This is a genomic window from Metallococcus carri (genome assembly GCF_011440275.1).
Classification (GTDB): Bacteria; Actinomycetota; Actinomycetes; order Actinomycetales; family Dermatophilaceae; genus Metallococcus; species Metallococcus carri.
The window spans coordinates 201,023-222,482 of sequence record NZ_JAAOIV010000001.1 but is presented as its reverse complement, the minus strand read 5'-3'; the positions used below and the strand labels follow the sequence as shown (position 1 = coordinate 222,482).

Here is a 21,460-nt window from a genome sequence, read left to right as displayed (position 1 = left end):
GTGTGTGCTGGGCGTCAGATGCATCGGCACAGCGGCAGTGCCGCGGCGGTGAACGCGGCGGCCTGCTGTCCCACGAGCAGCCGGGTCTCGCAGGAGGCTTGGATCGCGGCCTGCTCGATCGCGGCCACCCCGGCGTCCAGTTCCTCGACGGTGGGTGCGGAGACGCTGAGGAGGCCGGTGAACCGCAGCACCCCGTGGCCGGCGGTCAGGTCGGCTTCCTGCTGGAGCACGTCGTGGTACTCGGCGGTCTGGGTGGCGTCTTCGATCTGCCCGATCTTCGCCCGCTGCGCTTGGTCGGAGATGTGCTCGACCTTCTTCTTCCGGATGTCCCGGGCGGCCTGGTCCGAGCGCATTGGGGTGCACAGCAGCGAGAACGAGCGTTGGATGCCGGTGGACAGCAGCACCGGAGACAGGAAACCGGGGTAGACCATCGAGCGCGGCCACTCGCTGATCCACAGCACCGCGTGGTGGGCAGAGTCGGTGCGCAACCGGGCCCAGGACTCGGTGACGGCCACGGGGCCGGCGGTAGCGAGGTGCTGGCCGAGTTCGCCGTGGCGCTCCAGAGTCGCGGCGATCGCCGGGTCGTACGCGCTGCGCAGGATCACCGCGATCTGTCCCGGGCTCAACCAGCCGGAGGGTTTCAGGTCGGCGGAGCGCAGCGCCGCGACCAGGGTGGACATCTCCTGACGCAGCACGGCAGCGGCTCCGCGGATGCCGCCACCGGCGGTCCTGATCTGTCGCGCCGCGGTCTTCATATCCAATGACAGGGACAGGGTGGTGGCGTGCCGTTCCCCGGCCGGCCCGGCACGCTCGATCAGTTCCGCGTACGTGGTCGCGGCCCAGGTGTCGTCGGCGGTGCCGTGGGAGGCCCACCATTCGGCCAGCCCGGTGCCGGAGTCCGGCAGCGTCCGTTCCAGGACCTGGAGGGTGGCGACCCGCCCGGAGCGACACACCGTGGCCAGCACCCGGCCCCAGGAGGTGACCCGGCGTTCCTGCTCACCCGGGTCGAGGAGCACGAACGCCGGATGGGTCACCTCGCACACCACGGTGAGGGTCGCGGCGTGGGGGTCGTGGATCATCCCGGCGCCGGTGTCGGGGTCGGTGTACTCGCGCAAGCGGGCCATGTCGCCGGGCAGCGCGAGCGTGCCGACCGGCCGGGGTGCCACGATGCGGCGCCGGTAGAGCAGCTGGCCCGCGGTGGTGCGCCACAGCCACCAGCACGCCACCGGCAGCCACTCCACCGCCGGGCGCCCGGCGACGGGTATCCACGTCAGCGCGGCGGCGAGCACCCAGACGGGAGCGGTGTAGGCCAGCAGGATGCCACCGCCGGCATACAGGGCGCCGACGACGGCGAGGACACCGGTGGCGAGGGTGATCAGCTGGGCCAGCGACAGGCCGAGGAGGATGCCGCGGCGGGTGAGGCGGGAGAACTTGACCGGCACCAGCTCCGTGGCGGACTCCTTCTGCTTTGAGGTCATGGCCGTCTCAGTCCTTCCCGGTCGACTTTGGCGCTGGCGGACCGGTCGGCTTCGGCGCCGGCGGCGGGGCCGGCTTCAGCGCACGCGGCTCAGGTTGTGCCGGGCCCGGACCGGCTGTCGGTGTCTTCGGCTCGGTCGGAGGTGGAGCCTTCGTGGTCGGTGCGGACGGTGTCGGGGACGCCGCTGGAGGGGGTGTGGTGCCGGTTTGCCCGGCGTCGTCGGCGGCAGTCTCGGCCTGGTTGCCGAGGGCCGTGCCGGCTTTCGGCCCGGCGGTCGCCGCGTCCTTGGCGACCTTCGCGGCGATCACCGCTGCCGCGGCCGGTCCCGCCGCCGCAGTTCCCGCACCGGCTCCCGCTCCGGCGCCGCCGCTGGCGCTGGCTCCGGCGGACCCACCGGCGGAGCTAGCGCCTCCCGCGGCACCGGTACTGCCCCCGGATGCCTGGGGTGTGGAGGTCTTGGCCTGGCGCGGCGTCTTTCCACCGCCCCCACCGCTCCCACTGCCGCCGCCACCGGTCTCGTTACCGCCGCTGCTGGTGCCGCCGTTGAGGACCTTCTTCGGGCCGTCGCCGGCCGGTTTCGTGGGGGTGGGGACGGGCCGGTTGAGGGCCTGCTTGGCGTCTTGTTCAGAACCGATCGCGTGGTACATGTCGAACCCGATGAAACTGATGAACTTGTACGTCAGGTAGGGGGCGAACGCGGCCATCGCCATCAGCACGATCCCCGCCAACGGGTCACTGATCGAGGACAGGTCCGCATCGATCGGTGCCGACACCTGCGTGACGGCGACGAGGAACATCACGACCAGGACGAGCTTGGAGCAGATCAGCGCGATGACGAACATCGCCCACTTCCCGATCCACCCCCGGCTGGCGTCCCACGACGCGCCGGAGAACGCCAGGGGTGCGAACACGATCGCCACCAACAACAGCGCCTTCCTGATCAGGAGGGATAGCCACACGATGGCAGCGGCGGCGATCGCCAGGCCGGCGAGGAAGATCGTGATGATCGCACCCACACCGGGCGCGGCGATGTTGATCCCGACCAAGCCCGCGGCCAGCAGCGTGATCTTGTCGCCCATGGACTCGGTGGTCTCTCCGGCGGCCTGGATGATCCCGACACAGAGCTGGTCGACGATCTCCAGCAGCAACGCTGTCAGCGTGATCACTACGAAGGACCCGAGCACGGACTTCGCCAACCCGAGGGCGGCCCGAGACAAAGCGGTCGGGTCACGGCGGACCAGGCCGGTGATCAATTGGAGGCAGAAGAAGATCAGCATCACGAACACGGCGATGCCGAACAGCAGGTTGTAGACCGCCACGTACTCGGGCCGGGTGACGTCGACGAGGGTGGTGGTGTCGAACACCGCCCAGACGGCCTCGAACAGCCAGCCGGCGGCGGCACCCATCGCCTGGGCGAGCCAGTCGAACGGGGCCGCGACCAAGCTCGCGGCGGCTTCGCCGGCGGTGTCGCACACGGCCGAGATGACGGGGATATCGCACACACCCACCGCAATCACTCCTTCACGGGGTCGAGACGGCCGGTCGTGTCAGACCTGCTGGCCGACGTCCCAGAAGAAGTTGATCAACGTCACCGAGGCACCGCAGATCACCGCGGCCCCGCAACTCACGAGGACGCCCATCTTCCCGCGGCCCGCCAAGTGCGGGTTGGAGGAGTTGGCGCCGAATCCCCACACGATGGCGGAGATGATCAGCGCGAGGACGGACAGGATCAGACCGATGGTCATCACCGCGCCGACGATGGTGCGCAATTGGGCGATGCCGGGCAGGCCGTCATCGTTGGGGGAGATGTCGACATCCATCGGTACCAGGGCCGGCAGCGCGGCAAATGTGGTGGCGGTGTCGGTGATCAGGGTCAGGGCGGTCATGGCGGGGTGCTCCTTAGGCGCGCGAGGACAGGGGTTCTCGCTCTTCAGGTGCACGGACGTCGTCATACCGGGTTCGTAGGATGGTCAGGGTGAGGATCGAGACGGTGCGCGAGGCGTACGCGCGACGTGCCGGGGAGTACATCTCCCGGCTCGGGTCGATCGATGCGACGGCACTGGTAGACCAGGAGTTGATCGAGGCGTGGGGTCGTAGCGTCCACGGGCCGGTGCTGGATGTCGGATGCGGGCCCGGGCACTGGGCCGGTTTTCTGCACCAGGCCGGCGTCGAGGTGACGGGGATCGATCCGGTGCCGGAGTTCATCGACCACGCCCGCGCCCGATTCCCCGATGTTCCCGTCCAGGTCGGGCGGGCCGAGGTGCTTGATGTGGACGACGCCAGCGTGGGTGGCATCCTGGCGTGGTACTCGCTGATTCACGCCCACCCCGCCCGCATCAGTTCGGTGTTCGACGAGTTCGCCCGTGCCCTGCGTCCCGGCGGCACCCTGCTGGTGGGCTTCTTCGCCGGCGCTGACCTCACCGAGTTTGACCACGCGGTGACCACCGCCTACTTTTGGCCCACGGATGTGCTGCGCGCGGTGATCGAGGACGCTGGTTTCACCGTGGTCGCCACCCACACCCGAACCGACCCGGGGGCGCGCCGACATGGCGACCTCATCGCCCAGCGCCTCCGGTCGTGACGCTTACAGCGTCTGCCCGAGGTCGATGAGCCAGTTCATCCACGCCACCCCACCCCCAGCGAGGACCGCAGCGCCAACGGCGGTCCATGCGCCGGTGCGCGCCTTGCTGGCCGCAGCATGGTGACCGTTGGCAGTGGCCAGCGCCCAGACGATGGCGCAGACGATGAGCATGAGCACGGCCGTGATGAGCACGAACGTCAGCAGCGCCCCGATTACCGCGCGCAGGTCACCGATCCCGCCGATCCCGTCGAAGTCGGGAAACACGTCCATGCCGCTCAGCTCCCGACCGGCAGGGTCGGATGATCGAAGTCCCGGAATAGCTTGATTGCTTCCTTCATGTCATCCAGGTGCGCCCACCCTCTCTGATGGCGTGAACGCGATCTGAGGTCGCGGGTCCTGCTTGATGCCGTCGCGGATGGCGACCAACAGCGGCGGCAAGGCTCGCCAGTGGCTCGGAATCGGGACGGTCGGGGCCGGCAGCCCGGAGGGCCTGCTGGCCAGTGAAGAGCGGGCCGACACGTCATTGATCGCCGGCAGCGGTGGTGTGTTCCGCGCAGTCGCCCAGGTTCGCTCGGAGGATCGTTACCGTGGCTCAGTCAGTGCGCAGCGCCAGGCTTGGCGACAAGAAAATCCGCGGCAGTGGTTGCGTGACGTTTTCGCCGGCGATCCCACTACCGCTGGCCAACCGCCGGGCCTGGGCCAAGGAACTGCTTGAGAAGTACCCGACCACCGAAAAGGTGGCAGCCATAGGCCTGTTCCGAAGGCGGGTGCATTCTCGCTGAGCGCACTGTCGGCCATCGGTAATCGCAGAGGTAGAACGGGGTGGCCGATGCGGCGGGGTGGCCTCTACGTCACTGCACGTCGTCCTTCTGCGGCAGGAGGTCGGCGATCAACCAGGTGATCCGGTGTTTGATGTCATCGCGGATGCGGCGGACCTCATCGATGTCTTCTCCTGCGGGTCGTCGAGCTGCCAGTCCTCGTAGCGTTTGCCGGGGAAGATCGGGCAGGCGTCCCCGCAGCCCATGGTGATGACGACGTCGGAGGCGTGGACCGCCTCCCTAGTCAGCACTTTGGGGGTGGCTGCGGTGATGTCGATGCCGTCTTCGGTCATCGCCTCGACGACGACAGGGTTGAGCTGTTCGGCGGGCTCGGAACCGGCTGAGCGGACTTCAATGCGATCATCGGATAGCGCGCGCAGGTAACCGGCGGCCATTTGGGAGCGGCCGGCGTTGTGGACGCAGACGAGCAGGACGCTGGGCTTGGTCTCGGGTGCTGTGCTCATGCGGAGCCTTCCAATCAGGCGGGTTGGGGGTCAGGCGCTCATGAGTTCGGTCAGGAGGGTGCGGACGCGGCGGTCGATGTCGTCGCGGACCATGCGCATCCGCTCGATGCCCTCGATACCGCGCGTGGAGGGCTCATCGGTGTGCCAGGTCTCGATGGTCCCGGTCATGTCGTCGAGGGGCTTGATGTGTGCCTCGTCGCCGAGCACGACGACCCGGTCCACCCGGGCCAGCAGGTCGGGATTGATGGGCCTCGGGGACTCGCCGGCCATATCAGCCCCAGCTTCGGCGATCACCTCGGTCGAGAGGCTGTTCAGCGACCCGCCGGGCTTGGTGCCGGCCGAATGGACCTCGATCGCATCCCCGGCATGGTGGCGCATCAGTGCTGCGGCCACCTGGGACTTGCCGCCGTTCTTGACGCAGACGAACAGGACACTGGGCTTCGGGGCAGGTGCGGTGGTCATCGTCGGGCTTCCTGAGTTCTGCGGGCAGGGACAGTCGGGTCGTTCGGGAAGAGCCGCTGGCCGACCCAGAGCGAGACGTAGACGAGGCCGACGAGGACGGGGACCTCGATGAGCGGGCCGACGACCCCGGCCAGGGCTTGACCGGAGGTGACGCCGAAGGTGCCGATCGCCACGGCGATGGCGAGTTCGAAGTTGTTGCCCGAGGCGGTGAACGCCACAGTGGTCGATTTTGCGTAGCTGAGGCCGGCGGCTCTTGAGGCGAGCAGGCCGATGGCGAACATGAGTGCGAAGTAGATGAGCAGCGGAACGGCGATCCGGACGACGTCGAAGGGCTGGGAGGTGATGGCCCCACCCTGGAGTGCGAACAGCAGCACGATGGTGAACAGCAGCCCGTACAGCGCCCAGGGTCCGAGCTTGGGCAGGAACTTCTCCTCGTACCACTGCCGTCCCTTGGCTTTCTCGCCCAGGACGCGGGTGAGGAATCCGGCGAGAAGGGGGATGCCGAGGAACACGAGCACGGAAACCACGATCGCCCAGACGGAGAAGTCCGCCGAGGTGGTCGGCAGGCCCAGCCACGACGGCAGGAGCTGGAGGTAGAACCAGCCCAGGGCGCCGAAGGCGAAGACCTGGAACACCGAGTTGACCGCTACCAGCACGGCGGCGGCCTCGCGGTCGCCGCAGGCTAGGTCGTTCCAGATGAGGACCATGGCGATGCAGCGGGCCAGGCCCACAATGATCAGCCCGGTGCGGTACTCGGGCAGGTCGGTCAGGAAGACCCAGGCCAGCACGAACATGACTGCCGGACCGACGACCCAGTTGAGCACCAGGGACAGGCCCAGCAACCGCTTGTCGCCGGTCACGCGACGGGTCTCGTCGTAGCGGACCTTCGCCAGCACCGGGTACATCATCACCAGCAGCCCGATGGCGATCGGCAGGGACACCTCACCGATCGTCATCGATTCCAGCGCCGTGTTCAGTCCCGGTAGGAAGCGGCCCAGCAGCAGCCCGACGCCCATCGCCAGCAGAATCCAGGCCGGTAGCCACCGGTCCAGGAAGGACATCTCCTTCAGCACCGGCGCGGCATTCGGCGCAGGCGTAGTTGCTGTCGTGCCATTCGCCCGACTCCTCGTATTGATGAATGTCTATGTCCCACGCTAACCGTCACATCGATGGTCGTCAATGTAAGATGGGGTGATGAGCACTGCACTGGAGAGCCCGAAGATGGTCGTCGAGGCACCGGCGGAGTGCTGCTCGCTGGCCGCGACCCCGATCGGTGCCGCCGACGCCGAGTGCCTCGCGAAGCGACTCAAAGCGCTGTCGGACCCGACACGGCTGCGTGTGCTGTCACACGTGGCGGCCCAGGGCTGTGAGGCCGTGTGCGCCTGCGACCTCATCGAGGTCCTTGACATCAGCCAACCGACTGTGAGTCACCACCTCAAGAAGCTCGTCGAGGCGGGTCTGCTGACCCGGGAGCAGCGCGGCAGGTGGGCTCACTACACAGTGGTCCGCGAGGCATTTACCGAGCTGCACCAGTTTCTGGATCTGCGCTGAGCCAGATCTGGCAGTCGGTGAACCTCGACGGTGTGATGTGCGTCAGCTGCGGCCGCCGTGTCATTGTTCCAGGCGGCCCGCGACAGTTCGGCCCAGCGGGTCATACCGCGCAGCAGGAGAGTTTGGAGACGTCGGTGGTGAATGATTGGGCGGCGATCCTGATGCCTTCGGCCATCGTCAGATACGGCGCCCAGCTTCGGGAGACCTGTTCGAGTGTCATCCCGCCTTCGAGGATGTAGACACCGGTTGCGGCGAGTTCACCGGCGTCCTTGGCGACCGCAGTGAGTCCGAGGATGCGACCGGTGTCGGCGTCGACGACGATCTTGATCAAGCCGCGGGTGTCTCGGTTGACCAGCGCGCGGGGCACGTATGTCAGGGGCAGGACCCGGCAGTCGCACCGGATCCCCGCAGCGAGGACGTCTGCTTCCGTCATACCCACCGCTGCAAGGGCGGGACTGGTGAACGTCACTCGTGGCAGGCGGGCGTAGTCGACAGTGCGGTCGGTGCTGGTGAACGCATTGTCGACGATCATCGCCCCGTGTTGCGCGGCAACATAGACGAACTCGTGGTGCCCGGTCACGTCCCCGGCAGCCCAGACCCGCCGGTTCGTCGACTGAAGTTGGTCGCTGACCACGACTTCTCCGGCCTGGCCGGTGTTGACCTCGACGGCGTCGAGGTTGAGTCCCTCGGTGACCGGGCGACGGCCGGTGGCCACCAGCACCCGGTCGGCTCGGAACTCCTGCTCGGTGCCGGAGACGTTCGCCGTCGCGACGACCTGGCTGCTGGCCGGGTCGCGGAGCATGGAGGTGACCTCGGCGGGTCGAACAACGTGGATGCCTTCGTCGGCGAACACGTCCTCCAGGGCCCGGGAGGCTTCGGGTTCCTCTTTCGATGCCAGCCGGGAGCGGACCAGCATGGTGACCCGGGCGCCGAGTCGGGCGAACAACTGTGCTTGTTCCATCGCCACGTAGCCGCCACCGAGCACGAGCAGGGAGTCGGGGACCTCGGTGAGTTCCATCGCGGTAGTCGAGGTCAGATAGTCCATGGTGGCCAGGCCGGGGATTGGTGCCGCCCAGGGGGCTGATCCCGTCGCGATCAGGTAGTGATCGGCCCTGATCGCCTCAGCCTTGCCGTCACCGGTGACGGTGTGCAGCAACGGGCCGTCCGGGGTCCCGGCGAACGAGGCGTCGGCGTGCAGGACCCGCCACCCATAGGCGTCGGCCACGTCCTCGTACTTCTCACCGCGCAATGATTCCACCAGTGACTGAGTGGCACCGACCAGGCCCGGCATGTCCACGGGGCCGGCCGCCGCCGCGATCCCCGGAAACCGCGCGGCATCGGACGCTGTATGCCGCGCCTCGGCGGCTGCGAGCAGGCTCTTCGAGGGAATGCAACCGGTGTTCACGCACGTGCCCCCGAACGTTGACCGCTCGATCATCACCACCGACTTGCCCAGCCAGGTGGCCCGGATCGCTGCGGCGAAGGCCGCGCCGCCTGATCCGATGATCGCCAGATCGACCTTCGAGCCCATGATGCGTTCCTCCCAGACGTTCGGTTCTCGCCTCCGACCATCATTCTCAACCTTCCACTACACTGGAAGGTCAAGCGAGGGCGGAGGAGGACGTCATGCGTATCGGGGAGCTGGCCCAAGCGGCGGGCACGACTGCCAAGACGCTGCGATTCTACGAAGACCAGGGGCTTCTGCTGCCTGCTGCGCGAACCGCATCGGGCTACCGCGATTATGGCCCGGAGACTCTCGCCCGGCTCGATTTCATCCATCGCGGCCAAGCCGCAGCACTGACGCTCGCGCAGATCCGACAGATCCTCCAGATCCGGGACAGCGGGACGGCCCCGTGTGAACACGTCCGGGAACTGCTGGGTATGCGCCTGGCCGAAGTCGATGAGCAGATTGCCGAACTCGGCCGGCTGCGTGAGACCATCGCCCAGCTACGGGCGGCTGCTGAGGACGTTGAGCCCGAGACGTGCCAGGCGGGTGCGGTCTGTGTCTACCTTTAGCGATTCCGGAGCCTCGTTCGCCTGCGAAGTCCTGTCACCTTGGAGCGGTCTTGGAGCGGTCGTAGCTGTTCCAGGTAGCGTGGGCGCTACGTTCGAGGAGTCTGCAATCCCCCTAGGTCGGCGTGAATCCGCCGTACAGCTAACGTAAGAATCGTGCATTAGATGCAATTTCCGAGATTAAACCGGCGCTAGCAATTATTCGAAGCGGTTGAAATGTCCATGCCACGAGGTGCGCGGCAGAACCCATGGGGGTCGGCGTCGGTAGGCTGAGGTCGTCGGGCGAGGAGGGATCGCAAGCATCTGGTGCCATGCGCGACGCTGATCTGAGAGGTGGTCTGTTGGCGCAGGAGGTCCCCGTTCCCGGTAACCCGGAGGACGCTCAGCAGTTGCTGTACCTGCTGCTCGGCAGAGCGATCGCCCGTTGCCAGGTCGCCGAAGCCGCCGCAGAGACGATCCACCAGGTGCTGCTGGGCAAGCCCCCTCGCGAGCGGAGCACGCTGGGGGCGAAAGCAAAGGCCGTGGAGCCTCAGCTTCCAGACCATCTCCAAGCCGAGTACCGCACTCTTGTCGAGGCGCGGAACTATCTGGTCCACCGGTTGCTGTTCGACCACGGCGGATGGAAGGGCATCCCCGGCTGGGACAGCCCCGAGCTGTATCGGAAGCTCTACGACTCCATCGACGACGCAACGCAGACCATCGATCGAGTCAGCGACCTGCTGAACAGGTACCTCGTTGACACGAACCCCGAGGTGGCGATCTTCAAGATTAGCGATCAGGGTGTCGAGGACATTCGAGACCTGTAACCCTCCGCCCTCTTGATGGTTCGGGCTGGTGGCCCTCCCCGAGCGCGCCAGGCTGCTCAGCGTCAGCGGCGCGCGCCGGCGTAGTTGTTCCAGGCGGAGCCGGTGAGTTCGGCCCAGCGGGTGGCGGTGCCGATGCTGATGCCGGTGAGGGAGGCGAACACGGCGGGCGGGGTCGTGGATGCTAGGTGCAGCAGGGCGGTGTTGCGGCTGGCGCGGGTGATGATCCCGAGCCGGTTCATGCGCGCCATGAGCGACGTGGGGTGCAGGTGGGTGCCGGCGTTCTTCCCGGTGAACAGCCAGCGGGGATCGGCGAGGGTGCTTGCCGTGCCGAAGGGCTTGGCGACCGGCAGCGCGGTGACCAGGGCGTCGAGCGGCGGGATGAGCAGCAGTGGCTCGGGGCCGAGGGCGAGGTAGGTGTCGCCGTCGCTGACCTTGATGTCGCTGGTGGTTAGGGCGGCGATCTTCGCGGCGGGTTGGGCGTAGAGCAGGATCAGGCAGGCTGCGGCGCGGTCCTCGATGCTGGCGGAGTCGGGGTCGTGCAGGAGCCGTCGGGCCAGGGCGAGTTGTTCGTCGGGATCAGCGTCGTGGCCTGGGTCCTTCGGCGCGATGGGCTCGGGCAGTCGTACTCGGGGTAGGTAGCCGCCTCGTTTGAGCCAGCGGATGAAGCTCAGACGGGCGCTCCGACTGGGGCCGCCGAGCCAGGCATCGATGCAGGCTTGCGGGCAATCGTCGAGGTCATGGCCGTAGGCGGTGAGGTGGTCGAGGAAGCTCTTGGCGGTCTGAATGTCGCCCCGGCAGCGGGCCGCGACGTGCGCGCTGATGCGACCGTGGCGGTTGGTCTTGGCGCGGCCGGCGACGTGCCAGCGGGCGTAGCGTGTCAGCACTCCGCGCAGTTCGGGATCGGTGATGCCGGCGACGGTTTCGGTGACGTAGCGGTGCAGCCTGGTGGCGTTCTCATCGCGTGGCGGGAGCGCCTCGGCGGCGACGAGCATAGCGCGCAGGTAGTTGACCGAGAAGACCTGCGGCTGGGCATCGAGAGCATCGTGGGACAGGTCGAGCCGGCCGGCGGCGATGTCGGTGAGCAGGCGCAGGCTTGCAAGACCCCGCCAGTTGCTTAGCAGCGACCGGGGTTGGCGAAGCTCGGTCAGCGCGTCGCGGACGCCTTTGAGCTCGGGGCGGATCGTCCCGCCTGGGCCGGTGAGTGCGGCGTCGATCTGCTGGGCGGCTTGGCAGGCGAAGCAGCGGGGACGGCCATGATTGGTGGTGCGGCGGCCGAGGGCCTGCCGCCCGCAGATCGAGCAGTCGATCACCGGCGCCTGGTAGCAGGTCGGGCAGATATCCGGCGTCGTCGCGGTGGCTTTCAACGCGATCCGTTTGAGCCGGCCGCAGACGCCGCAGACCCGCTTCGGGTTGCGGTAGCAACGCGGGCAGAGGTTCCGCGATCCCGCGCGCTTCCCGCCGGCCCGAGTAGCCAGTGGGCCGAGAGTGCCGCATTCGTCGCAGGCGTCCTCGGCGGTGCGGGTGCGGGCGTAGCAGGTCACGCAGATCGTGCCGCCATCGTCGGTGCGGGCGTTGACCCGTCGCGTCCTGCCGCAGCCCGTGCAGACCTCCTCGGGTGAGCGCTGCGCGCGGCAGGCTCGGCATTCGCCCCGATCCAGGATGTGGTTCCAGCGCAGGTTCTTGTCCCGTCCGCAGCGGAAACAGGTACCGCGGACGATCGTGCTCGCCATTCAGTCGATCAGTCCCCGGCCGGTCTGATGACCGCGCGAGTCGGACGGTTCTTGCTCGGCTTCGACGGCGTGGCCGCCCCGGTGGTGCCGGTCTTGCGGCCGCGCCGGGAGTTGGTCGCGACGTAGGGCTCGATCAGGTCGTTCGGTGTGACATCGAAGATGTCGCAGAGCGCGGCCAGGAACCGCATGTTCAACCGCTCGGGCTGCCCGGTCACGATCCGGTAGACCTGCGTGGAGGTCATCACCACGCCTCGTTCGGCCAGCAGCGGCACCAGGTCGGTGGTGGACTGCATGCCGTGCTCGTTCATCACCTTGCGGACGTGCCAGCGATAGGCCACGGTCTTCGTCATGATGGTCAGCCTTCCTCGATCGCCGATGGTGGAGTGAACGCCGCGTCCAGAGCGCGGCGCAGGGTGCGGTTCCGGTAGTCGCCGGAGACGCCGGTGTAGAGGGCGGTGGTCGATCCCCAGCGGTGCCCGACCTGCTGCTGCACGAACAGCGGGTCGAAGCCGTCCTCGATCAGATGCGTCACATAGGAGTGCCGCAGGCAGTGCGGGTGCAGGGCGGGGTCGAAGCCGAGCTCGTCGCGGTACTCGGCGAACCGTAGCCCGATGTAGCTCCCGCTGACCCTGGATTGTCGCTCGGTCGGCCAGAGCATCCCGCTGCCGGCCGTGTCGAACAGGGGCAGCACCTCGGTGACGTATTCCTCAATCACCGGGCGGGTCCAGTCGAACACCGCCAGCACCGCGCGACGCCGGGGTTGAGAGCCACGGCTGGCTTTGCCCCACCGGACGTTGCAGACCCCGAACCGGCCGAACTCGGTCGCGGTCGGGTTGCGGGTGAAGTCATGAAGGTCCAGCATCCCGACCTCACGACGACGCAGCCCGAAAGCGTAGATCATCTTGAACAGCGTCGCGTCGCGGAATACCGACTTCCAGCCCTTCTTCCCGCGTGTGCGGGCCTGGTCGACGCGATCGTCGGCGTAGTCGAAGAAGGTTTGCACCTCGATCCGCGACAGAGGTCGCACCGTCGGGCGTGCCTCGTGATCGCCCGTGTGGATCGCGGTGTTCCACTCGTGGCAGACCTGCACCGGGTGGGTGCCGAACAGCTCCTCGCACCGCTCCACCCACCCGTAACGACGGTCGGTGAGGAAGTCGCAGAACAACGCGACCGCGTTCTGATAAGAGCGGATCGTGCCGTGCGAGCAGGGCTTGTCGCCGGAGACCAGCTCGGTCGTCCACTCCTCGATGTCGGCAGGAGTCCACTCCCACGGCAGGCTCCCGCAGAACCCGGCGAACCGGCGCACCTGCGCCAGTCGCGCCCCGATCGTCTTCGCATTCAGCATCCGCGAGGACTGCTGCGCCGACCAGCCGGCCAGCATGTCATCGAAGACCTGCTCCACCGGGCGCAGCAACGACACGTTGCCCGGCCGCAGCGCCGTCACCGATCCAGGCCGGTTCCCGTCCTCGAAGTCCACCCCGATAGTCTTACATCTAATGTAAGAAAAGAACATCTAATGTAAGCAGTGGCGCGTCCCCCCGGTCACGAGCCGCTTCGCAGCGCCCAACTGTCGCCCACTGATACCCTTGCCTGACCAGGGAATCCGCACGATCCCAGCCCTGGTCGATTACATCTAATGTAATAATTGCTAGTTGGACCGAACGGTGACATGGAGGTGGTCGTAGTGGCCGCCGGTGACGTCGCCGGGGTCATGCATGCCGCCGCCGGTGTAGTCGCGCCAACCCTCGGCGTCGCGGGCCAGGGACCAGATCTTGCCCTGCCAGATCAGGTATTCGACCCCGAGGGTTTCGGCGTGGTCCTTCATCCAGTTGGTGACCTCCCAGCCGGCTTCGAGCTGCGCCGGGGTGGGGTGCTGGCCGATGGCGTTGCCGAAGGTCAGGTCACAGGCCCGCCCCAGGGGGTGTTCGGAGCGGGTGCCGCGCCGCGGTGAGTAGCAGGCCCAGGAGGTGTCGGAGAAGGCGGCGGTGCCCTGCTGGTACAGGTGCAGCATCCGAGCGGTGATCTGCCCCCCGGAGGTGGGGTCGTCGACGAGGCGGTCCGGCTCACCGTCGACCGGGGCAGGGTCACCGCCGGGGGTCGCGGTGGCGGGGTCGCAGCCGGCGGGGGTGCCGGTCTCGGGTTCGGGCAGGTCGGCGGCGTCATGCGCGTTGAGCCAGGCGGCGGGGTCGGTGTGCTCGCCGTCGGTGCCGCCGGTCCGGACCTCGAAATGCAGATGCGGCCCGGTGCTGTTGCCGGAGGAGCCGATGTCGCCGATGTGCTGGCCGGCGGTGACGGTGTCGCCGGGTTGGACGTGGATGCCGGTCTCCCACATGTGCCCGTACGCGGTCGCGACGGTCTGCCCGTTGAGGGTGTGTTCGATGACGATGAGCCCGCCGTAGCCGCCGGAGAACTCGGCGACGGTGACGGTGCCGTCGGCGGCCGCGAGGATCGGGGTGCCGTCCGGGGCTGCGAAGTCGGTGCCGGTGTGGAACGAACTCTCCCCGGAGATCGGATGGACCCGCGGCCCGTACTCGCTGGTCAGCACCCAGGTGCCCGCGGGCACCGGGAACACCACCCGCGAGGACTCCGCAGCAACAGTCTGCACGGCCGGAACCGTGGCGTCGCCGGTCGAGGCGCCCGCGCTGGCTGTCGTGGTGGTGCCGGTGAGGGTGGTCAGGATGGTCTCGGCGACGGGCTCGTGGTTGCGGTACCGGTCGGGGTAGGCGGACACCTCGACGGCTTGGGCGGCTTCGCCTTTGTCCATCTGCTCCCAGCCGGGAATGTCCAACAGGCCACGCGGTGAGGGGTGGTTGGGGCCGGTGGGTCCGCCGAAGAACGCCTGCGCCTGATACGTCGGGTCCATCAGCTCGGCGACGGTGCCCCACCCGGACTGCGGCCGCATCTGAAACAACCCCAGGGAGTCGTGGTCGGAACCGTCGCCGTCGTTGGGATAGTCCGCCGACTCCGGATAGACGCTCGTGTTGGACAGCATCCGCAGGGTGGATTCGGTCAGCGCCGCCATCAGCGCAATCGCTAGCCCGTCATGCGTGATGCCGTCGATGCCGGACCCGGTCTCGATGATCGTCGCCGCATGCGTGAGCTGCTGATTGTTCAGCGTGAAGGTCTCACCGTTGGCGGTGGTGACCTCCAGCTCGTCGGGGACGTCGCCGCCCCTGACGCTTGTGCCAGCCACGGTGCAGGAGGCCGAGGCAGCAGGGTTCATCACCACCCCGACCCCGACCAGCACCAGCGACGGCGCCAGGAACACCAGCGCGAGAGCGGCCAGAGCGAGCTTCTTCACCATGAGCGCACCTCCGGCCTATCGGAGGGGGTTGTCGAGCTGGGACAGCCGCAGCAGGTGGCAGGTGTCGTAGGTCGGTGCGCAGACGAGGAACACGGTGAACGCCACCGGATGCTCGGAGGTGACGGTCTCGTCGTTCCAGACCCCTTCGCGGTGGCGGGTGCCCTCGATCGTGTAGGCGATGGTGCCCTCGGCGAGCTGGCCCGGTTGTGCCTGTTCGAGGGCCGCATCCCAGGCATCGGGCACATAGGTGTCGTCGATGGTCAGGTGCTGGGCGGTGGCGTAGTGGCGCAGCTCGATCCAGGCGTCCCGGTTCGGCAGGTAGGTGGCGATGTCGGAGGCAAGGCCGGCCTGCTCCGCACCCGAGGGGTCGCCGACGGCGAGGACGACCGAGGTGTAGTCCAGGGGCATGAACCCGCTGGCCGTGTCCCAGGCGAACAGCGCCGTCGCGACGTTGCGGGCGAAGGTCGCCGGATCAGCCGAGGCCCGCACCGTCGGCAGACGCGGGGTCGCGGTCGGCGCCGGATCACCGGGCACCGGATGGCTGGAGGCAGTAATACCTGGTCCAGGCTCGGTCTCAACCGTGCTGCCGGTGGGTGGTCCGGCGAGGAGGCCGTAGACGCCGACACCGGCCAGCACCAGGACCGCCACGAGGGCGGCGAGGGCGGCGATCAGCCGGTGACGCGAACGCGGGGCAGACAGGTCGGGAGTCTTCATGCCCGGTAGGTGCACCACGAGCACCCGCAGTCGCCCGAATGCTCAGAGGGCGCGCAGGTGCCCCCGTGCGGGCGGGGTCTCGTGGCCCGCCCGGCGATCACGGGCGGTACGCAGTTCCTCGGCGAACCTGCTGGTGCCCTCGGCGGCGGTCAGGAAGGACTCGATCTGCTCGTCGGTGAGTTCGGCGGCGAGCTGCTCGGCGTCGTAGTGGGTCCACCAGTCGGCCAGTTCGGTCCAGGTCAGCACGAACGCCCGCACCGGATACCGCACCGGCGCAGCATCGTCGTCGGCTGGAGCCGTGGACCGGGGGGTGCGCTTCTTCGCTGTCGCGGTCTTCGCGCGTGCGAGCGCGTCGGCGGCGAGCTGGTGCAGGTCCGCCTCGCGCTGGTTCCTGGCCGTCTCGGCGAGATCGTGGATGTGCCGGTAGAGCGGATCGACGGCGGCACCGGCGTCGATCCGCGCCAGCTCGCTGGCCACGTATTGGCGTAGCTCGGCCGGTTGGGCGGTGTCGTCAGCAAGCTGCTGGAGGTAGCTGATCTTGTCCAGCGTGGTGTGGGACGCACCGCCCGGGACCATCGCCGCCGCCTGCTCCCGGGTCTTCCCGGAGGCGCCAGTTGACGGTGGTGCACAATTTGCACCACCGTCACCTCCCGGCTGTTTCGCCGCACTGAACCGGGCCGCGGCCTGCCGGCGGGCGGCGTCCTCGGCCATCAGCGCCTTCAGCTCCCGGTAGAGGGCGGCGGCCTCGGTCTGGGTCAGGGGTTTGTGCAGGACGTTGTCGCCCTGCTCGGCCAGCAGGTGCCCGAGCCGGTCGGAGATGCCGGAGCGGACCCACACGTTGACGGTCTTCCAGCCGAGCTGTTTGATCGCGGTCAGCCTCCTGGCCCCGCACACGAGCACGCCGTCGGGGGTGATGGTGATGGGTTGGAGGAGGCCGTCGCGGTCGATGGAGGCCGCCAGGTCGTCGATGTCGCCCAGCTCGGTGCGGTGTCGGCGCCCGACCTGGATAGAGGCGACGGTGCGTTCCAGCTCGATGAACCCCGCCGGCGCGCTCATCGCGACCCGCCCCCACGGGGATTCCGGCTACCGGGGGAGGCGAGGGAGATGGTGAGCACGAGGTCGTCGTCGCGCAGCAGCACCGGCAGGCTTTCGCCGATCAGCAGCCGCAGCAGCACGCCCCGCCCCGCGGTCGTGGCGGCGTAGGCGGGGTGGGGGTTACCGAGCAGCGCCTTCAACAGCGAAGTCCATGAGTGGCCGGGGATGTCGAGCAGGGCGCGGGCGTGCTTGTCGCGGCGCAGCGCCTCGTAGGTGGCCTGGCGGGTGCCGGTCTTGGTCAGCACCCCGCACACGTGCTCGATCCCGGCGCGCGCCGTGGCTGGCGGCCAGTCCAGCAGCGTGAACAGCGTGATCGCGTCCTCAACCGTGGAGCCCGCCGACGTGCGCGCCCGCGACGACGCTGGCGTGCCGTCGTTCTCCTCATCTGTGGCCGGGGTGTCATCGGTGCTCTGGAATGCGGGGTGGTAGTCGGCCAGCGGGTTCTCCCGGTCGGAGAAGCGTTCGGGGTCGTGGAAGGCTGAGATATGCGGGCGGCGTGCCTGGTGGACCGAGCACAGGAGTCCTTGGGCGCGTTCTTCGAAGATGCAGGTGATCCGCACCGCGTGGGTGACCACCGCCCACGGATCATTCGCCGTGCGGACAGCTTGGGTGCGCATCACGTCGAACGCCGCGGTGGCGGCCTCCCAGGGGTCCAGGCCGTGCTTATGCGCCAGGGGCGCGTACTTCTCCGCCGCGTAGGCCATTAGTGCCGCGGCGGTCCGGTCGTGCTCCCACGCACCCGGCCCGGCATCGTGGAGGCGAGTCAGTAGCGTGCGTAGACCTTCGCTGCTCGTGAAATCCTCGCCGCTCTCGGTTCTCTGGCGATGGGTGGTATGGGTGTTCTCGGTCATGGTGGGGGCACCTCCTGACAGGCAGGTGCGCACGCCGTCCCCAACGACGACGTCCATGCTGCCTGCCCGGGTGGTGCTCATGACCTCTCACCTGCTCAGCTCATCCGACCGGCGACCGCGACGGAACGGACTGAGTTGTCCTGCTGCGGCCGAAGGCCGACAGCGGCGGCAATCGGCGCGCCCGATCCCCGAACCCCCGCACACCGGTGTTCGTGGCGGTGCGGGTGCGGGTGCGGCGAGCCAACTCGACCTCGAAGTCGATGCCCCGCCCCGCCAGCGCCGCACCCTGGCGGGCAAGCAGGTCGGTAGGCCGCACCCACTCCACCCCCCGCGCACGCAGGCCCGCATCGTGGGCGAGCCGCTCACGGCTGTTGCCCCTGAGGCCGGCGATCCTCGCCGCTCGCACTGCCTCTGGTGTCTCGGTCTTCTCGGCCGGCGGTGTCTCGACCTGCTCGGCTGGCGTCGACGGCGGGTGGTCGGTCTCCGGCATCGGCGGTCGCGGTCGCCGGCGACGTTCCTGCTGCTGGTGGTCGCGATCGGGATTCATGCGTCCCTCGCCTCCTCGGCATCGACGTGTTCGGTGGTATCGGGAAGGTGCGCGCTGGTGAACCACCGGCCCACCGTGGACGGGTGCACGCCCAGTTCCCGGGCGATCTTCTTGTTCGACCAGCCCTGCCCGCGCAGCGCCGCCGCCCGCGCCCGCCGGTCGGGCGACTCCGCCGCGGCATCGACCTGCGGGTCAGCGCGCCCGTCCGCTGATGCCTGCCTCGTGCCGGGAGCTGCGACGGGGTCGTTCTCCTGCGGGGTCGGCGCCGACAGTGCGGTGGCTTCCCCGAGATCCGCGGGTGTCACCGCCGATACCGGCTCCCACGCTGCGTTCGAACCGGACTCCTCGATCGCTGCGACCTCGATCGCGGACTCGTCGGTGGATGCAGGCACCTCGGCGGCGAGTTGCGGTCGGGTGAGGATGACGGTCAGGTGGGTGATCGCCAGCAGCACCACTGGCGGCACCGCCGCCACCGCAGCCGCCAGCACCCCGGGCACGTCCGCATCGGCAGCCACCACGGCGTGGATCGCGTTGGCGGTCACCGACACCAGAGCGCCGCCGATCAGCAGCGCCCACGGGTACCACGCCGACCGCTGGCCGGCCAGGGCGACGACGGCGACGGTGGCCACGACGATGATGCCGTCGACGATCAGCGGCCACGCCCACGCCTGCGAGCCGCCGACCCCGGAGCGGACGGCCAGGTCCGCCAGCGCCGTGAACGACAGCCAGAACGCGCCGCCGGCGATGAACACCGTCCCGGCCACCGCCGTGATCACCGCCCACCGTCGACTCGCTAGGCTGGAACGGCGGCTCGACGGGCTGGTCGGGACCGTCATGACAGCCCCCGCATCGGAGCGGACGTTCGCACGGTCGCATCGCGAGCAAACCACCCGTCCGCGGCCCGCGGCGCGCCGCGGGCCACCGGCGGCGAAGGGCGGGCTTGGGGTTGGGCGGTGCGGTAGGCCGAGCGGACGGTCGCGGTGATCTCCCGCTCGCCCAACCCCGATTCCGAGGCCGCGGCCGCGAGCACATCGAGTGCATCGGGGGCCGGGACACCGTTCTCGGCCAGTCGGCAGGCGGCCCAGAACAGGCCCCGGTTCCGTTCCCCTTCGCCGCGGGCAGCGACCCACGCCGCCAGCCGCGACACATCCACCGACCGCTGCACATCGTCGCCCGTCCTGGGCGGGGGCATTGGGCGCGGGTCGAGGAAGTCCCGCAACCGGTCCGCATCCAGCGTCGCCGAGGGGCCGGTGTTGATCTGCCGCACCCGGTAGCCGACAGCTGCCCCGTTGGTGGACACCTTCGAGGGTGGGACGAGGATGTAGCCGCCGTCGCCACGGAAGTCCACACCGGCGCGCGCGGCCTGCCAGGACCGCTGCGCCCGCTCCGGTGTCGCCGGGTAGTAGGCGTGCATCCCGCCCGACGGCGTGGACACCAGGAACGCCCACCCCGACACGAGGTCGGCACGGTGGGCACGCTCGAAGGAGGCGAATCCGTCGACGGTGCCGTGGACATCGACATCCACCACCACCCCGGAGGCGGCACCGGTGGGGACAGCGAGGTTCGCATCCGGGTGCGTCCGCCACCAGGCCTCCACCTGGCCTGGATCGGTGGTGGCGTCGTGGAAGCCGTGCTCGGTGAGCGGACGCTTCTCGCCCGGCACGCACGGGAACACCGGCACGCCTGCGGCGGCGAGTTCTCGTGCTGCGGCGGAGATCGGCCATGGCCCGGTCATCTGCGACAATACGCCCGCGAGCGCGTCCGTAGCGGCCATCACAGATCCCGTCCCTGCATCACGGTCGCGCTGGCCGCTGGGCGGGTGCCCGTTTCGGGCACGGGCTCGGCCTGCCTGCCCGACGCTGCGCGTTCGGGTGCTGAACGCTCGTGGGATGGCTGGTTGCGCTGCGGCGTCTCACGGTCGAGACCCGGTGGAGTGCCGTCACCGACTTGGGCGGTGTCGAGCTGATCGAGGATCGTCAGGGCGGTCTTGCGGACCCGCTCGCCGGTGGCCTTGACGATCTCGACCGGTTCCTTGCCGTCCACCCTTGCGGCCCAGGTCGACACGTAGGGGATCGTGTACCCGGTCGTGTCCATGTGATGGGCGGCGCCGATCATCAGCGCCACTGATTCGGCCTCCACCTCCCCGATGCCGCGATGCTGGCGGGCGTCCTCCTGGTCGGGGCCGTGCATCAGGACGTGCCCGAGTTCGTGGGCAAGCGTCTTGACCTGAGCGGCGGGGTCCATGTTCTCCCGGACCGCGACCGTCTTCGCGGTGTAGTCCGTCACGCCGTTGGCGCCGTGGATCATGCCCTCGTGCGGCACCCGCAGCACGGTGAACCCGCGCTCCTCAACCAGCTTGGCCAGACCATTCCACAACCCGACTGGTGCTTCGCCTTCCAGCAGCTTCGGTGCGGGTGGTTCTGGGATCGGGTCGCCGGCAGTCTGCGAGGCGTCCCACACGTAGGCGGGCTTGGCGGTGATCATTTTCGAGCGCACGACTTCACCGGGGCGGGGTTTCTCGCCCTTGCCGAGTCGCCGCCACGACTCTGGGTCGGACGGTGTGGCGGTGGCGAATCGGCCGGTGACCGGGGCGAGGATCATGTACCCCGACTGACCCTTCTGCACCTGCCGGTCCAGGGTCTGCCACTGGCGATACCCGGCCACATACGACGGCAACGGCTCCGGCACCCGACCCGCCTCGTAAGCCGCGGCATGCTGTGCCCAGATCAACAAGGTGTTGGAGAACGATCTCGCCCTGAACCGCGCCGCGAACGCGAGCGCGCGACCCCAGTCGTCGCCGGAGACGAGCTGTTCGACCGCACCGGTCAGCCGCTCGTGCAACTCATCGAGCTTCGCCTCCCGCGCGGCCTGAGCTTCCTCTCGTGTCGTGGCCATCGTCGCTGTCTCCTCCCGATACCCTGAGCACCGGGCCGGTCGGGCTCGGTGACCATCAGGTACGCCGGGAACACCAACACGAAGACAGGCGAGGATGCGACCGGTCAGGCGCGGCAGTGAACCCGCCGAGACCTACCGGACTACCAGCCCGT

At 68.7% G+C, this 21,460-nt stretch carries 23 protein-coding genes and 1 pseudogene; 5 read left to right on the top strand and 19 right to left on the bottom strand.

The genetic code is table 11. The features are described 5' to 3' along the window. Positions 1-14: 14 nt before the first annotated feature. Genes G9U51_RS01070 through G9U51_RS01060 form a run of 3 tightly spaced genes read right to left on the bottom strand, consistent with a single transcriptional unit; the run spans position 15 to position 3,363 of the window. Positions 15-1,478 carry an SCO6880 family protein gene (locus tag G9U51_RS01070; protein WP_166191915.1) on the bottom strand — a complete coding sequence of 488 codons (1,464 nt, stop codon included), beginning with the start codon at positions 1,476-1,478 and terminating at the stop codon, positions 15-17. A gap of 7 nt (positions 1,479-1,485) precedes the next feature. After that, entirely contained in the window at positions 1,486-2,985 is a 1,500-nt protein-coding gene (locus G9U51_RS01065; RefSeq protein ID WP_166191912.1) for a conjugal transfer protein TrbL, read from the bottom strand. Between the two features lie 39 nt (positions 2,986-3,024). Further along, positions 3,025-3,363, bottom strand: coding sequence for a DUF6112 family protein (locus G9U51_RS01060; RefSeq protein WP_166191909.1), 339 nt, complete (start codon positions 3,361-3,363; stop codon positions 3,025-3,027). A gap of 89 nt (positions 3,364-3,452) precedes the next feature. Here G9U51_RS01060 and G9U51_RS01055 point away from each other — a divergent pair, with 89 nt between their 5' ends. Next, positions 3,453-4,058, top strand: a complete 606-nt coding sequence (locus G9U51_RS01055; protein ID WP_166191906.1) for a class I SAM-dependent methyltransferase — start codon at positions 3,453-3,455, stop codon at positions 4,056-4,058. Between the two features lie 3 nt (positions 4,059-4,061). Here the strand turns inward: G9U51_RS01055 and G9U51_RS01050 are convergent, their stop codons facing one another. After that, a complete protein-coding gene (locus G9U51_RS01050; RefSeq protein ID WP_166191903.1) occupies positions 4,062-4,328 on the bottom strand; it encodes a DUF6112 family protein in 267 nt (88 codons plus the stop codon). Between the two features lie 317 nt (positions 4,329-4,645). On the opposite strand from G9U51_RS01050, the gene G9U51_RS01045 reads away from it, so the two are divergent. Continuing rightward, complete coding sequence (locus tag G9U51_RS01045) at positions 4,646-4,840, top strand: hypothetical protein (protein WP_146001433.1); 195 nt, start codon at positions 4,646-4,648, stop codon at positions 4,838-4,840. A 69-nt stretch (positions 4,841-4,909) separates the two neighbouring features. Here G9U51_RS01045 and G9U51_RS01040 read toward each other — a convergent pair. The 3 genes and pseudogenes from G9U51_RS01040 to arsB form a co-directional block, all read right to left on the bottom strand. Then, a pseudogene (locus G9U51_RS01040) lies at positions 4,910-5,340 on the bottom strand (arsenate reductase ArsC). Positions 5,341-5,370: 30 nt separating this feature from the next. Next, positions 5,371-5,802 carry an arsenate-mycothiol transferase ArsC gene (locus tag G9U51_RS01035; RefSeq protein WP_166191900.1) on the bottom strand — a complete coding sequence of 144 codons (432 nt, stop codon included), beginning with the start codon at positions 5,800-5,802 and terminating at the stop codon, positions 5,371-5,373. Continuing rightward, positions 5,799-6,863, bottom strand: coding sequence for an ACR3 family arsenite efflux transporter (gene arsB, locus G9U51_RS01030; RefSeq protein ID WP_101624665.1), 1,065 nt, complete (start codon positions 6,861-6,863; stop codon positions 5,799-5,801). The genes G9U51_RS01035 and arsB overlap by 4 nt, the downstream gene beginning before the upstream one ends. 133 nt (positions 6,864-6,996) lie before the next feature. On the opposite strand from arsB, the gene G9U51_RS01025 reads away from it, so the two are divergent. Next, on the top strand, positions 6,997-7,353 hold the full coding sequence (locus tag G9U51_RS01025) for an ArsR/SmtB family transcription factor (protein ID WP_101624666.1): 357 nt from the start codon (positions 6,997-6,999) through the stop codon (positions 7,351-7,353). 100 nt (positions 7,354-7,453) lie between these two features. Here the strand turns inward: G9U51_RS01025 and merA are convergent, their stop codons facing one another. Beyond that, positions 7,454-8,884 (bottom strand): mercury(II) reductase, encoded by a 1,431-nt coding sequence (merA, locus tag G9U51_RS01020; RefSeq protein ID WP_101624674.1) that lies wholly within the window; start codon positions 8,882-8,884, stop codon positions 7,454-7,456. A gap of 95 nt (positions 8,885-8,979) precedes the next feature. On the opposite strand from merA, the gene G9U51_RS01015 reads away from it, so the two are divergent. Both G9U51_RS01015 and G9U51_RS01010 read left to right on the top strand, forming a co-directional pair. Continuing rightward, positions 8,980-9,369, top strand: a complete 390-nt coding sequence (locus G9U51_RS01015) for a heavy metal-responsive transcriptional regulator (protein ID WP_101624675.1) — start codon at positions 8,980-8,982, stop codon at positions 9,367-9,369. 308 nt (positions 9,370-9,677) lie between these two features. Continuing rightward, positions 9,678-10,172: a hypothetical protein gene (locus G9U51_RS01010; RefSeq protein ID WP_041205245.1), complete on the top strand. Its 495-nt coding sequence runs from the start codon at positions 9,678-9,680 to the stop codon at positions 10,170-10,172. A 62-nt stretch (positions 10,173-10,234) separates the two neighbouring features. On the opposite strand, the gene G9U51_RS01005 is transcribed toward G9U51_RS01010, so the two are convergent. The 11 genes from G9U51_RS01005 to G9U51_RS00955 form a co-directional block, all read right to left on the bottom strand. Further along, positions 10,235-11,902 (bottom strand): hypothetical protein, encoded by a 1,668-nt coding sequence (locus G9U51_RS01005; protein ID WP_166191893.1) that lies wholly within the window; start codon positions 11,900-11,902, stop codon positions 10,235-10,237. An 8-nt stretch (positions 11,903-11,910) separates the two neighbouring features. Continuing rightward, positions 11,911-12,252, bottom strand: a complete 342-nt coding sequence (locus tag G9U51_RS01000) for a helix-turn-helix domain-containing protein (protein WP_028707572.1) — start codon at positions 12,250-12,252, stop codon at positions 11,911-11,913. Positions 12,253-12,257: 5 nt separating this feature from the next. Continuing rightward, positions 12,258-13,415: a tyrosine-type recombinase/integrase gene (locus tag G9U51_RS00995; RefSeq protein WP_207947903.1), complete on the bottom strand. Its 1,158-nt coding sequence runs from the start codon at positions 13,413-13,415 to the stop codon at positions 12,258-12,260. A gap of 135 nt (positions 13,416-13,550) precedes the next feature. Then, complete coding sequence (locus G9U51_RS00990) at positions 13,551-15,206, bottom strand: M23 family metallopeptidase (protein WP_166191890.1); 1,656 nt, start codon at positions 15,204-15,206, stop codon at positions 13,551-13,553. Between the two features lie 15 nt (positions 15,207-15,221). Further along, positions 15,222-15,920 (bottom strand): hypothetical protein, encoded by a 699-nt coding sequence (locus tag G9U51_RS00985; RefSeq protein ID WP_166191887.1) that lies wholly within the window; start codon positions 15,918-15,920, stop codon positions 15,222-15,224. A 42-nt stretch (positions 15,921-15,962) separates the two neighbouring features. Continuing rightward, positions 15,963-16,976 (bottom strand): ParB/RepB/Spo0J family partition protein, encoded by a 1,014-nt coding sequence (locus tag G9U51_RS00980; RefSeq protein ID WP_166191884.1) that lies wholly within the window; start codon positions 16,974-16,976, stop codon positions 15,963-15,965. After that, a complete protein-coding gene (locus G9U51_RS00975; RefSeq protein ID WP_166192603.1) occupies positions 16,973-17,866 on the bottom strand; it encodes a hypothetical protein in 894 nt (297 codons plus the stop codon). The genes G9U51_RS00980 and G9U51_RS00975 overlap by 4 nt, the downstream gene beginning before the upstream one ends. A gap of 100 nt (positions 17,867-17,966) precedes the next feature. Continuing rightward, positions 17,967-18,413, bottom strand: a complete 447-nt coding sequence (locus G9U51_RS00970; RefSeq protein ID WP_166191881.1) for a hypothetical protein — start codon at positions 18,411-18,413, stop codon at positions 17,967-17,969. After that, positions 18,410-19,189, bottom strand: coding sequence for a DUF2637 domain-containing protein (locus G9U51_RS00965; RefSeq protein ID WP_166191878.1), 780 nt, complete (start codon positions 19,187-19,189; stop codon positions 18,410-18,412). Before G9U51_RS00965 ends, G9U51_RS00970 begins: the two co-directional genes overlap by 4 nt. Before the next feature lie 56 nt (positions 19,190-19,245). Further along, positions 19,246-20,190, bottom strand: a complete 945-nt coding sequence (locus G9U51_RS00960; RefSeq protein WP_166191875.1) for a bifunctional DNA primase/polymerase — start codon at positions 20,188-20,190, stop codon at positions 19,246-19,248. After that, a complete protein-coding gene (locus G9U51_RS00955) occupies positions 20,187-21,308 on the bottom strand; it encodes an ImmA/IrrE family metallo-endopeptidase (protein ID WP_166191872.1) in 1,122 nt (373 codons plus the stop codon). Before G9U51_RS00955 ends, G9U51_RS00960 begins: the two co-directional genes overlap by 4 nt. Positions 21,309-21,460 lie beyond the last annotated feature (152 nt).

What these genes read in the sequence shown, in the direction of transcription:
- G9U51_RS01070 (WP_166191915.1), bottom strand. Translation starts at nt 1,478, where the DNA reads ATGACCTCAAAGCAGAAGGAGTCCGCCACGGAGCTGGTGCCGGTCAAG.
- G9U51_RS01060 (WP_166191909.1), bottom strand. Translation starts at nt 3,363, where the DNA reads ATGACCGCCCTGACCCTGATCACCGACACCGCCACCACATTTGCCGCG.
- G9U51_RS01050 (WP_166191903.1), bottom strand. Translation starts at nt 4,328, where the DNA reads ATGGACGTGTTTCCCGACTTCGACGGGATCGGCGGGATCGGTGACCTG.
- G9U51_RS01035 (WP_166191900.1), bottom strand. Translation starts at nt 5,802, where the DNA reads ATGACCACCGCACCTGCCCCGAAGCCCAGTGTCCTGTTCGTCTGCGTC.
- arsB (WP_101624665.1), bottom strand. Translation starts at nt 6,863, where the DNA reads ATGTCCTTCCTGGACCGGTGGCTACCGGCCTGGATTCTGCTGGCGATG.
- G9U51_RS01025 (WP_101624666.1), top strand. Translation starts at nt 6,997, where the DNA reads ATGAGCACTGCACTGGAGAGCCCGAAGATGGTCGTCGAGGCACCGGCG.
- merA (WP_101624674.1), bottom strand. Translation starts at nt 8,884, where the DNA reads ATGGGCTCGAAGGTCGATCTGGCGATCATCGGATCAGGCGGCGCGGCC.
- G9U51_RS01015 (WP_101624675.1), top strand. Translation starts at nt 8,980, where the DNA reads ATGCGTATCGGGGAGCTGGCCCAAGCGGCGGGCACGACTGCCAAGACG.
- G9U51_RS01010 (WP_041205245.1), top strand. Translation starts at nt 9,678, where the DNA reads ATGCGCGACGCTGATCTGAGAGGTGGTCTGTTGGCGCAGGAGGTCCCC.
- G9U51_RS01005 (WP_166191893.1), bottom strand. Translation starts at nt 11,902, where the DNA reads ATGGCGAGCACGATCGTCCGCGGTACCTGTTTCCGCTGCGGACGGGAC.
- G9U51_RS01000 (WP_028707572.1), bottom strand. Translation starts at nt 12,252, where the DNA reads ATGACGAAGACCGTGGCCTATCGCTGGCACGTCCGCAAGGTGATGAAC.
- G9U51_RS00995 (WP_207947903.1), bottom strand. Translation starts at nt 13,415, where the DNA reads ATGTTCTTTTCTTACATTAGATGTAAGACTATCGGGGTGGACTTCGAG.
- G9U51_RS00990 (WP_166191890.1), bottom strand. Translation starts at nt 15,206, where the DNA reads ATGGTGAAGAAGCTCGCTCTGGCCGCTCTCGCGCTGGTGTTCCTGGCG.
- G9U51_RS00985 (WP_166191887.1), bottom strand. Translation starts at nt 15,920, where the DNA reads ATGAAGACTCCCGACCTGTCTGCCCCGCGTTCGCGTCACCGGCTGATC.
- G9U51_RS00980 (WP_166191884.1), bottom strand. Translation starts at nt 16,976, where the DNA reads ATGAGCGCGCCGGCGGGGTTCATCGAGCTGGAACGCACCGTCGCCTCT.
- G9U51_RS00975 (WP_166192603.1), bottom strand. Translation starts at nt 17,866, where the DNA reads ATGACCGAGAACACCCATACCACCCATCGCCAGAGAACCGAGAGCGGC.
- G9U51_RS00970 (WP_166191881.1), bottom strand. Translation starts at nt 18,413, where the DNA reads ATGAATCCCGATCGCGACCACCAGCAGCAGGAACGTCGCCGGCGACCG.
- G9U51_RS00955 (WP_166191872.1), bottom strand. Translation starts at nt 21,308, where the DNA reads ATGGCCACGACACGAGAGGAAGCTCAGGCCGCGCGGGAGGCGAAGCTC.